Origin of the sequence: Sphingomonas sp. PP-F2F-G114-C0414, from assembly GCF_003688595.1 — a bacterium.
In the GTDB taxonomy this organism is placed as follows: Bacteria; Pseudomonadota; Alphaproteobacteria; order Sphingomonadales; family Sphingomonadaceae; genus Sphingomonas.
The window spans coordinates 683,907-695,029 of the sequence record NZ_RCWT01000010.1 but is presented as its reverse complement, the minus strand read 5'-3'; the positions used below and the strand labels follow the sequence as shown (position 1 = coordinate 695,029).

At 64.0% G+C, this 11,123-nt stretch carries 12 protein-coding genes; all 12 read left to right on the top strand.

What is annotated here, in order from left to right; all coding sequences use genetic code 11:
- Positions 1-211: 211 nt before the first annotated feature.
- Positions 212-1,024 (top strand): inositol monophosphatase family protein, encoded by an 813-nt coding sequence (locus C8J47_RS08105; protein WP_121885198.1) that lies wholly within the window; start codon positions 212-214, stop codon positions 1,022-1,024.
- A gap of 603 nt (positions 1,025-1,627) precedes the next feature.
- Entirely contained in the window at positions 1,628-2,002 is a 375-nt protein-coding gene (locus C8J47_RS08100; protein WP_056048518.1) for an NADH-quinone oxidoreductase subunit A, read from the top strand.
- On the top strand, positions 1,993-2,541 hold the full coding sequence (locus C8J47_RS08095) for an NADH-quinone oxidoreductase subunit B family protein (protein WP_056058310.1): 549 nt from the start codon (positions 1,993-1,995) through the stop codon (positions 2,539-2,541). The genes C8J47_RS08100 and C8J47_RS08095 overlap by 10 nt, the downstream gene beginning before the upstream one ends.
- Positions 2,538-3,362 carry an NADH-quinone oxidoreductase subunit C gene (locus C8J47_RS08090; RefSeq protein ID WP_121885197.1) on the top strand — a complete coding sequence of 275 codons (825 nt, stop codon included), beginning with the start codon at positions 2,538-2,540 and terminating at the stop codon, positions 3,360-3,362. Before C8J47_RS08095 ends, C8J47_RS08090 begins: the two co-directional genes overlap by 4 nt.
- Positions 3,359-4,594, top strand: coding sequence for an NADH-quinone oxidoreductase subunit D (locus C8J47_RS08085; RefSeq protein WP_121885196.1), 1,236 nt, complete (start codon positions 3,359-3,361; stop codon positions 4,592-4,594). The genes C8J47_RS08090 and C8J47_RS08085 overlap by 4 nt, the downstream gene beginning before the upstream one ends.
- The gene (locus C8J47_RS08080; RefSeq protein WP_121885195.1) at positions 4,594-5,262 is read left to right on the top strand and encodes an NAD(P)H-dependent oxidoreductase subunit E; all 669 of its coding nucleotides are present in this window, start codon (positions 4,594-4,596) and stop codon (positions 5,260-5,262) included. The genes C8J47_RS08085 and C8J47_RS08080 overlap by 1 nt, the downstream gene beginning before the upstream one ends.
- Positions 5,262-6,563, top strand: coding sequence for an NADH-quinone oxidoreductase subunit NuoF (nuoF, locus tag C8J47_RS08075; RefSeq protein WP_107955021.1), 1,302 nt, complete (start codon positions 5,262-5,264; stop codon positions 6,561-6,563). The genes C8J47_RS08080 and nuoF overlap by 1 nt, the downstream gene beginning before the upstream one ends.
- Positions 6,563-8,557: an NADH-quinone oxidoreductase subunit NuoG gene (nuoG, locus tag C8J47_RS08070; RefSeq protein WP_121885194.1), complete on the top strand. Its 1,995-nt coding sequence runs from the start codon at positions 6,563-6,565 to the stop codon at positions 8,555-8,557. Before nuoF ends, nuoG begins: the two co-directional genes overlap by 1 nt.
- A complete protein-coding gene (gene nuoH / locus C8J47_RS08065) occupies positions 8,554-9,600 on the top strand; it encodes an NADH-quinone oxidoreductase subunit NuoH (RefSeq protein WP_056058320.1) in 1,047 nt (348 codons plus the stop codon). Before nuoG ends, nuoH begins: the two co-directional genes overlap by 4 nt.
- Positions 9,597-10,082, top strand: coding sequence for an NADH-quinone oxidoreductase subunit NuoI (nuoI, locus tag C8J47_RS08060; RefSeq protein WP_055877898.1), 486 nt, complete (start codon positions 9,597-9,599; stop codon positions 10,080-10,082). The genes nuoH and nuoI overlap by 4 nt, the downstream gene beginning before the upstream one ends.
- 119 nt (positions 10,083-10,201) lie before the next feature.
- The gene (locus C8J47_RS08055; RefSeq protein ID WP_056048540.1) at positions 10,202-10,813 is read left to right on the top strand and encodes an NADH-quinone oxidoreductase subunit J; all 612 of its coding nucleotides are present in this window, start codon (positions 10,202-10,204) and stop codon (positions 10,811-10,813) included.
- A complete protein-coding gene (nuoK, locus tag C8J47_RS08050) occupies positions 10,810-11,118 on the top strand; it encodes an NADH-quinone oxidoreductase subunit NuoK (protein WP_082441002.1) in 309 nt (102 codons plus the stop codon). The genes C8J47_RS08055 and nuoK overlap by 4 nt, the downstream gene beginning before the upstream one ends.
- The last annotated feature ends 5 nt before the right edge of the window (positions 11,119-11,123 follow it).

Genomic DNA, 11,123 nt, shown 5'->3' with positions numbered 1-11,123 from the left:
CTCGCTCCCCTCCCTGAAAGGGAGGGGCCGGGGGTGGGTAGGCCGGCTCGAGCCAATGACGGTCAACCAAGCGGAACCCGGGCCCCCCCCCCCCCCCCCCCCCCCCGGGGGGGGGGGGGGGGGGGGGGGGGGGCGGCCCCAAACGATACCGCCCGGAACAGCCCCTCTCCCAACCCTCTCCCCGGAGGGGAGAGGGCTTAAGGTAAAAATAATGCCCAGCCATTCCGGCATCATGACCGTCATCGAGCGCGCCGCCCGCAAGGCCGCGCCGCGCCTGCGCCGCGACTTCAACGAAGTCCAGCAGCTCCAGGTGAGCCGCAAGGGTCCGGCCGACTTCGTCAGCCAGGCCGACCAGCGCGCCGAGCAGACGATCTTCGAAGAACTTTCGCACGCGCGTCCCGATTGGGGCATGCTGATGGAAGAGCGCGGCGAGGTCGAGGGCGATCCGAACAAGCCGCGGTTCATCGTCGATCCGCTCGATGGGACGTCGAACTTCCTCCACGGCATCCCGCATTTCTGCATTTCGATCGCGGTCGAGGAGTCGATGCCGAACGGCAAGCGCGAGGTCACCACCGCGCTGGTGTATCAGCCGCTGACCGACGAGAGCTTCTGGGCGGAGAAGGGGCGGGGTGCTTGGCTCACCGACCAGCGTCTGCGCGTGTCGTCGCGGCGTGATCTGTCCGAATCGCTGATCGCTACGGGGATTCCGTTCCTGGGGCATGGCGACTTCGCGCAGTGGAGCCGGATTTTCGGCGCGGTTGCGCCTGAGGTTGCGGGGATCCGTCGTTTGGGTGCTGCGGCGTTGGATCTGGCTTGGCTTGCGGCCGGGCGTTTCGACGGGTTCTGGGAATCGAACCTGAAGCCTTGGGACGTTGCGGCGGGGATGCTGCTGGTGAAGGAAGCCGGCGGTTTCGTCACCGACTTCCGTGGTGGCGATCGCGCGATGGAGCGGAATGAGTTTCTGGCTGCGAACGATGCGCTGCACTCGCGTCTGCACAAGCTGGTAGCTGGCGCTCTTCGCTGAGGTCAATTAACGATCCTCCCCCGCAAGGGGGAGGTGGCAGGCGTTTGCCTGACGGATGGGGGAGGAAGGGGGAAACCTCTGTTCCGTGTCCTCCCCCTCCGTCACCTTCGGCGATACCTCCCCCTGGCGGGGGAGGATTGTAAGGTTGGACGGCGTCAGCGCGCAGTCCGTCATGTCGGGCTTGTTCCAGCATCCACTCGCGCAAAACATCTTCCGTCGTTTGTTTGCGGTGCCGGGGGATCTCGGAACTACTCGGCGTGTCCCCTAGAGCCGGAGTCAGCTTGTTTCCCCGCGAAGGCGGGGACCCAGACTGGGCTCCCGCCTTCGCGGGAGAACAAGGAGGAGGGAGATGTCGTTCGAAAGCGGCGTCATCCTTGCTTACGGGGGCGCACCGAACACGTTCGGCATGGCGGATTGGTATCAATGACGTGACCGGACACCAACGGTGTTATCGAGCGCCGACGCTCGTGCGCGCCGAGTAACGCATGTTTCCCGCCACCCCGTCCCTCCACTTGCGAGTGATTCTCACACCCTCCACGCCTTGCCCATCACCACCCATCGGCCTAAAGCGGCCCCGTTCCGTTCGCACTTGCGAGAAGCAATTTGGTCGACCTGTCGCACTATCTTCCGATCCTCCTGTTCCTCGGGATCGCCATCGCATTGTCGAGCACGTTCGTGTTCCTGCCGATGGCCGTCTCGCGCCTCACGGGGTCGCACAAGCCTACGCCTGAGAAGCTCAGCGAATACGAGTGCGGCTTTCCCGCATTCGAGGATCCGCGGAGCCAGTTCGACGTACGCTTCTACCTGATCGCCATCCTCTTCATCATCTTCGATCTCGAGGCCGCGTTCCTGTATCCCTGGGCCGTCTCGGTCTTCACGCTCGGCTGGACCGCGTGGATTTCGATGATGATCTTTATCGGCGAATTGGCCCTTGGCCTCGTCTACGCATGGAAGAAGGGAGCACTCGATTGGGAGTAGAGCTTCAGCCCGCACCCGGTTCGCCCAGTTCGCTGGTGCCACCCGACCAGGGCTTTTTCGACGGTTTGAACGGTGAGCTGACGGACAAGGGTTTCCTTGTCACGTCGACCGAGGAGCTGTTTCAGTGGGCCCGGACCGGTTCGCTGTGGTGGATGACGTTCGGGCTTGCGTGCTGCGCGGTCGAGATGATCCACGTCAACATGCCGCGTTACGATCTGGAGCGCTTCGGCGCCGCGCCGCGCGCGTCGCCGCGCCAGTCGGACGTGATGATCGTTGCCGGCACGCTCTGCAACAAGATGGCGCCTGCACTCCGCAAGGTCTACGACCAGATGTCCGAGCCGAAGTACGTGATCTCGATGGGATCGTGTGCGAACGGTGGCGGCTATTATCACTACAGCTACAGCGTCGTGCGTGGCTGCGACCGGATCGTGCCGGTGGACATCTACGTCCCCGGGTGCCCGCCGACCGCTGAGGCGCTGCTGTACGGCATCATGCAGTTGCAGCGGAAGATCCGGCGGTCCGGGAGCATCGAGCGTTGAGGGCTCCCGCACCAGCTTACGCGTCGAATGACGGCGTGATCGACAGCGCCCGTGCGGCGCTCGGCGGCATGCTGCTCGACGCGGTCGACCATGTCGGCGAAGTCGCGCTGCACGTTCGCCGCGAAGACCTGTACGACGCGATGATCGCGCTGCGCGACACGCCGGGGCTTGCCTATCAGCAGCTCATGGAGATCGCCGGCGTCGACTATCCGGATCGGCCTGAGCGGTTCGAGGTCGTCTATTGCATGCTGTCGCTGACGCGGAACCACCGCCTGCGCGTGCATGTCGCGACCGACGAGGAAAAGCCGGTGCCGTCGGTGACCGACATCTGGCCGGTCGCTGGCTGGCTCGAGCGCGAGGTGTACGACATGTACGGCGTGCTGTTCAGCGGCAATCCGGACCTGCGCCGCATCCTGACCGATTATGGCTTCCGCGGTCACCCGCAGCGCAAGGATTTCCCGCTGACCGGGTATGTCGAGCTGCGCTATTCGGAAGAGTCTAAGCGCGTCGTGTACGAGCCCGTGCAGCTGGCGCAGGACTTCCGCACGTTCGATTTCATGAGCCCGTGGGAGGGTGCGAACTACGTGCTTCCCGGCGACGAAAAGGGCGCATTGCCCGAGGCCAAGGGTGCGCCGACGCCGCTCAAGGCTGACATGATCGTCAAGGCCAATGCGGCGCAGTCGCCGACCCAGGCGTCGACCGAACCCAAGAGCACCGAGTCGACCGCGCAGACGGGCGCCGGCAAGTCGGAGTCCGACGCGACGCCGAAGCCTGCGAACCCCGACGTGGTCCCGACCAAGGGTGGAGGACAGAACCAGTGAGTCTGTATGTCGAAGAGCTTCTAGGTGAAGCCGACGTAGCCGATCCGACGACCGGCGACGTCACGATTCAGAATTACACCATCAACTTCGGTCCGCAGCATCCGGCGGCGCACGGCGTGTTGCGGCTCGTCATGGAGCTCGACGGCGAGATCGTCGAGCGCGTCGATCCGCATGTCGGCCTGCTCCACCGCGGCACCGAGAAGCTGATCGAGTACAAGACCTACACGCAGGCGCTGCCGTATTTCGATCGTCTCGATTATTGCTCGCCTTTGTGCATGGAGCATAGCTGGGTATTGGCGGTCGAGAAGCTGCTCGACCTCGAAGTGCCCGAGCGCGCGCAGTATCTGCGGGTGTTCTTTGCCGAGTTGACGCGCATCTCGAACCACATGCTCAATCTGGGCTCGCACGTCATGGACGTGGGCGCGATGACGCCGAACCTGTGGCTGTTCGAGATCCGCGAAGACTGCATGAACTTCTTCGAGCGTGTCTCTGGCGCGCGCATGCATTCGAACTATTTCCGTCCGGGTGGCGTGCATCAGGATGCGCCGCTGAAGCTGCTCGCCGACATCGGCGACTGGCTCGACACGCGCTTGCCGCGGCTGTTCGAGGATGCGATCTCGCTCGTCGCGGACAACCGCATCTTCAAGCAGCGCAACGTCGACATCGCCGTGGTCAGCCGCGACGATGCGATCAAATGGGGCTTTTCCGGCCCGATGATCCGCGGCTCGGGCATTGCTTGGGATCTGCGCAAGTCGCAGCCCTATGACGCCTATACGAAGATGGACTTCGAGGTGCCGGTTGGCACGCGCGGCGATTGCTATGACCGGTTCATGGTGCGCGTCGAGGAAGTGCGTCAGTCTGCGCGGATCATGAAGCAGTGCCTGCGCGACATGCCCGAGGGGCCGATCGCGTCGCTCGACCGCAAGGTCGTGCCGCCCAAGCGTGGTGAGATGAAGCAGTCGATGGAAGCGCTGATCCATCACTTCAAGCTCTACACCGAGGGCTTCCACGTGCCCGCCGGCGACGTCTATGTCGCGACCGAAAGCCCCAAGGGCGAGTTCGGCGTGTATCTGGTCGCCGATGGCTCGAACAAGCCGTACCGCTGCAAGATCCGCCCGACCGCGTTCTCGCATCTGCAAGCCATGGACTTCATGGCGAAGGGCCACATGCTGGCGGATACGACCGCGATCCTCGGTGCGATGGATATCGTTTTTGGTGAATGTGACCGCTGATGGCTGAAGCTCCGAAAATTCCCGACGAGGCCGAGACCCGCGCCCGCTGGGGTTCGTTCGCGTGGACGGACGAGAACCAGGTGAAGGCGAACGAGATCCTCGGGCGCTATCCCAAGGGTCGCGAGCAGTCGGCGTCGATCCCGCTGCTCGATCTGGCGCAGCGCCAGGTCGGCGCGGAAACGCAGACGCAGGGCTGGTTGCCGGTGCCGGTGATTGAGTTCGTCGCGCGACAGATCAGCGTGCCGTACATGCGCGTGTATGAGGTCGTGACCTTCTACACGATGTTCAATCTCGCGCCGGTCGGCCGCTTCCACGTCCAGGTCTGCGGTACAACGCCGTGCATGCTGCGCGGGTCGGACGACGTTTTGGCTGCATGCAAGAACCGCGGGCTGGTCAAGGGCGGCACGACGCCGGACGGGATGTTCACGTTGACCGAGGTCGAGTGCCTGGGCACGTGCGCGAATGCGCCGATGGTGCAGATCAACGACGATAACTTCGAAGATCTCGACTACGACAAGACGACCGAGATCCTCGAGGCGCTGGCCAATGGCGGGCACCCGAAGCCGGGTCCGCAATTCGGTCGTCGCGCGAGCTGCCCCGAAGGCGGCCCGACCTCGCTGAAGGCGATGGTCGACGCGAACCACGATTACCGGGGGGAGTGGGCCTGATGCTCGCCGACAAGGACCGCATTTTCACCAACGTCTACGGTTTCCAGCCGTGGACCATCGACGCAGCGATCATGCGCGGCGATTGGGATAACACCAAGGACCTGATGGCGCTCGGCCAGGACGCGATCATCGACGTGATGAAGGCGTCAGGGCTGCGCGGCCGTGGCGGCGCGGGCTTTCCGACCGGTACCAAATGGTCGTTCATGCCGAAGGAGCCGAAGCCCGATCGGCCGAACTTCCTCGTCATCAACGCCGATGAATCCGAGCCGGGCAGCTGCAAGGATCGCGAGATCATCCGCCACGATCCGCACAAGCTGATCGAAGGCGCGCTGATCGCCGGGTTCGCGATGCGCGCGCGCGCCGCGTACATCTACATCCGCGGCGAATATATCCGCGAGGCCGAAACATTGTTTGCGGCCGTCGCCGAGGCGTATGACCGCGGCTTCATCGGCAAGAACGCATGCGGATCGGGCTACGACTTCGACGTGTTCGTGCATCGTGGTGCCGGCGCTTACATCTGTGGCGAAGAGACCGCGATGCTGGAAAGCCTCGAGGGCAAGAAGGGCCAGCCACGGCTGAAGCCACCTTTCCCGGCAGGGGCCGGTCTTTATGGCTGCCCGACGACGGTCAACAACGTCGAATCGATCGCGGTTGCGCCGACGATCCTGCGGCGCGGCGCTGCGTGGTTCTCCAGCTTCGGCGCGGAAAATAACCGCGGCACGAAGCTGTTCCAGATCAGCGGCCATGTGAACAAGCCGTGCGTGGTCGAGGAGGAGATGAGCATCTCGTTCCGCGACCTGATCGAGACGCATTGCGGCGGTATCCGTGGCGGCTGGGACAACCTGCTCGCGGTGATCCCGGGTGGCTCTTCGGTGCCGCTAGTGCCCGCCGCGCAGATCATGGACTGCGCGATGGACTTCGACGGCCTGAAGGCGGTCGGGTCGGGCCTCGGCACCGCGGCGATCATCGTCATGGACAAGTCGACCGACATCGTCCGTGCGATCAGCCGCATCTCGTACTTCTACAAGCATGAGAGCTGTGGCCAGTGCACGCCGTGCCGCGAGGGCACCGGCTGGATGTGGCGCGTGATGGAGCGGATGCGCACCGGCGACGCCGAGCTGTCCGAGATCGACATGCTCCAGCAGGTCACCAAGCAGGTCGAGGGTCACTCGATCTGTGCGCTCGGCGACGCAGCCGCATGGCCGATCCAGGGCCTGATCAAGCATTTCCGCCCCGAGATGGAGCGCCGTATCCGTGAGCGCGGTGGCGACACCGCGCCGATGATGGAAGCCGCAGAGTAATGCCCTTAGTCAAAGTCGATGGCGTAGAGATCGAGGTGCCGCAGGGCGCCACCGTGCTGCAGGCGTGCGAGCTTGCCGGCAAGGAGATCCCGCGTTTCTGTTATCACGAGCGGCTGAGCATCGCCGGTAATTGCCGGATGTGCCTGGTCGAGGTGAAGCCTGGTCCGCCCAAGCCGCAGGCGTCGTGCGCGCTGCCGGCGGCGGACAAGCAGGAGATCTTCACCAACTCGCCGATGGTGAAGAATGCCCGCGAGGGCATCATGGAATTCCTGCTGATCAACCATCCGCTCGATTGCCCGATCTGCGATCAGGGCGGCGAGTGCGATCTGCAGGACCAGTCGGTCGCCTATGGCCGCGGTCATTCGCGCTACGACGAGAACAAGCGCGCGGTCACCGAGAAGTATATGGGTCCGATCGTCAAGACGGTCATGACCCGCTGCATCCAGTGCACGCGCTGCATCCGGTTCGCCGAGGAAGTGTCCGGCGTCGAGGAGATCGGTGCGATCTTCCGCGGCGAGGACATGCAGATCACCTCGTATCTCGAGAACGCGGTCAAGAGCGAGCTGAGCGGCAACGTCGTCGATCTGTGCCCGGTCGGTGCGCTGACGTCGAAGCCGTATGCGTTCGAGGCGCGTCCGTGGGAATTGCGCAAGACGCTGACGATCGACGTGATGGACGCGGTCGGCACCAATATCCGGCTCGACAGCCGTGGTCGCCAGGTGCTGCGCTGCGTGCCGCGGATCAACGAGGACGTGAACGAGGAGTGGGCGACCGACAAGACGCGCCACGCGATCGACGGCCTTGTCCGTCGTCGTCTCGACAAGCCCTATGTCCGGGTGAACGGCAAGCTCCAGCCCGCTACCTGGGACGAGGCCTTCGCGGCGATCAAGGCGGTCAACGCCGGGTCGAGCGTTGCGGCTGTCGCCGGCGATCTGGTCGATTGCGAGACGATGTACGCCGCCAAGGCGCTGCTCGCGAAGATGGGTTCGAGCCTGCTCGAAGGCCGTCAGACCGGCATGGATTATGACGCGACGAGCATCGCCGCGGTCAATTTCAACACGACGATCGCCGGCACCGAGCGGGCCGACGCGATCCTGCTGGTGGGCACCAATCTGCGCTGGGAAGCGCCGTTGGTGAACACGCGGGTGCGGAAAGCGATCAAGAAGGGCGCGAAGGTCTTTGCGATCGGGCCGGAGACGGACCTGACGTACAAGGTCGAGTGGCTCGGCGACGATCTGGCGCTGCTTGGCGCTCTGCCCGAGGCGGTGACCGAGGCATTCGGCAAAGCCGAGCGTCCGATGGTGATCGTCGGTGGCGGCGCGCTGAAGGGTGGCCATGCGGCTGCGCTGAAGCTCGTCGATACGCTGGGCCTCGTGAAGGACGGCTGGAACGGTTTCAACGTCGTCCACATGGCGGCTTCGCGGATGGGCGGGCTGATGCTCGGCTATGCGCAGAAGGGCGGCATCGCCGACGTGATGGGGGCGAAGCTCGGCTTCTTCCTCGGCGCGGACGAGGTCGATTACTCCAAGTTTGCAGGCTTCAAGGTGTTCGTGGGTCATCACGGCGACAAGGGTGCGGCGGCTGCCGACGTCATCCTGCCGGGTGTCACCTACGCGGAGAAGTCCGGCACGTGGGTCAATCTCGAAGGTCGCGTCCAGCGCGGCGAGCGCGCGGTGTTCGCACCGGGCGACGCGCGTGACGACTGGTCGATCTTCCGCGCGCTGTCCGACACGCTCGGCCACACGCTACCGTTCGACAGCTTCGAGGGTCTCCGCGAGGAAATGTACGCGGACGTGCCTGCGCTGCGTCATCAGGCGCTCGCGACGTTCGAGTGGAACCCGCCTTCGCTTAACGGGGCAGGTGAGGGCGTTCTTTCCGGCTATCCGATCAAGGACTTCTACCTGACCAACGCGATCTGCCGTGCGTCGCCGACGATGCAGCGCTGCTCGGCCGAACTTCTCCACGGGGAAGATTACGCGGAGGCAGCCGAATGATCTCCTGGTTCGAATCCTCGCTCGGTTACGACTGGGCGTTCTTCCTCGCGACGATCATCGACATCCTCGTGATCGCCCTGCCGCTGATGCTCGCGGTGGCGATGATCATCTATGCCGACCGCAAGATCTGGGCGGCGATGGCGCTACGCCGTGGTCCTAACGTCGTCGGTCCGTTCGGCCTGCTGCAAAGCTTCGCTGACGGCCTGAAGGTGTTCCTGCAGGAGACGATCGTCCCCGCAGCCGCCAACCGGACGCTGTTCCTGCTGGCACCGATCATCACCTTCACGGTCGCGCTGATCGTCTGGGCGGTGGTGCCGTTCGGGGTCGGCGTCGTGCTCGCGGACATCAACGTCGGGCTGCTCTACGTGCTCGCGGCCTCGTCGCTCGGCGTCTACGGGATCATCCTGTCGGGCTGGGCGTCGAACTCGAAATATCCGTTCTACTCGGCGCTTCGTGCGGCCGCGCAGATGGTGTCGTATGAAGTCGCGATCGGCTTCATCCTGATTTCGGTCGTGCTGTGGACCGGCAGCTTCAACCTGTCGGCGATCGTGATGGCGCAGAAGTCGCACGTCTGGTTCTTCAACGGGTACATCCTGAACCCGCTGATGTTCCCGATGGCGGTGATGTTCTTCATCTCGTCGCTGGCCGAGACGCAGCGTGCGCCGTTCGATCTGACCGAGGCGGAGAGCGAGCTGGTCGCCGGGTACCAGACCGAATATTCGTCGATGTCGTTCGCGCTGTTCTGGCTCGGCGAGTACGCCAACGTGCTGCTGATGTGCGCGCTCAACGCGACGCTGTTCTGGGGCGGGTGGCTGCCACCGGTCGATTGGGCGCCGCTGTACTACGTGCCGGGGATCATCTGGCTGTTCGCCAAGATCCTGTTCTTCTTCTTCCTGTTCAGCTGGGTGAAGGCGACCGTGCCGCGCTATCGCTACGATCAGCTGATGCGGCTCGGCTGGAAGGTCTTCCTCCCCGTCTCGCTGTTCTGGGTTTTCCTCGTGTCGGGCTATCTCATGCTGACGCGCGTTGGAGTGGGTTCATGAGCGTCGCTCAGATCATTAAGTCGTTTACCCTGTGGGAATTCGTGAAGGCGCACGCGTTGACGCTTCGCTATTTCTTCAAGGAAAAGGCGACGATCAACTATCCGTACGAGCGCAATCCGGTGTCGCCGCGGTTCCGTGGCGAGCATGCGCTGCGTCGCTATCCGAATGGCGAAGAGCGGTGCATCGCGTGCAAGCTGTGCGAGGCCGTGTGCCCCGCGCAGGCGATCACGATCGAAGCCGAGCCGCGTGACGACGGTTCGCGCCGTACGACGCGTTACGACATCGACATGACCAAGTGCATCTACTGCGGCCTGTGTGCCGAGGCGTGCCCGGTCGATGCGATCGTCGAGGGGCCGAACTACGAGTTCGCCACCGAGACGCGCGAAGAGCTGATCTACGACAAGTCGAAGCTGCTCGATAATGGCGACCGTTGGGAAAGCGCGATCGCGGCGAACCTTGCCGCCGATGCGCCGTACCGTTAAGCGAGCGCCGCGATGACACAGATTAACTCCGTCATCCCAGCGCAGGCTGGGATCTCCCCGTTTCAGAGCGCGCCCGCGCGGCTTGAGACCCCAGCGTTCGCTGGGGTGACGAGGACCTCATGATTCAGGCCTTAGCCTTTTACCTCTTCGCCTTCGTCGTCGTCCTGTCGGGCGCGCTGACGATCGCGTCGCGCAACCCGGTTCATTCGGTGATGTGGCTCATCCTCGCGTTCTTCAACGCGGCCGGCCTCATGATCCTGGTCGGTGCCGAGTTCATCGCGATGCTGCTCGTCATCGTCTATGTCGGCGCGGTCGCGGTGCTGTTCCTGTTCGTGGTCATGATGCTCGACATCGACTTCACCGAGCTTCGTGCAGGCGTCGCCCGGTATTTCGGGATCGGCCTCGCGCTTGCCGTCGCACTCGCCGCCGAGGTGATGATCGCGATCGGCGCATGGAGCACCGGCCCGATCCAGCTCGCACGTCGTGCCGCACCGATCGACGATACCGTGCCAAACATCCAGGCGATCGGTAACCTGCTCTACACGCGCTATCTGTTCGTGTTCGAGGGTGCCGGCCTGGTGCTGCTGGTCGCGATGATCGGCGCGATCGTGCTGACCCACCGCCAGCGTGGCGGCGTCAAGGCGCAGAACATCAGCCGCCAGAACGCGCGTCGTCCGCAGGATGCCACGCGCAACACGAGCCCGGTCGTCGGGCAGGGAGTCGAACTGTGACGATCGGTCTCGTCCATTATCTGGTCGTCGCGGCGATCCTGTTCACGATGGGGGTGCTCGGCATCTTCCTGAACCGCAAGAACCTCATCGTCATCCTGATGGCGATCGAGCTGATCCTGCTGGCGGTGAACATCAATCTCGTCGCGTTCTCGGCGTTCCTCCACGACCTCGTCGGACAGGTGTTCGCGATGTTCGTGCTGACGGTCGCCGCGGGTGAAGCCGCGATCGGCCTTGCCATTCTCGTGATCTATTTCCGCGGTCGCGGCACCATCGCGGTCGACGACGTCAACCGGATGAAGGGGTAATACGG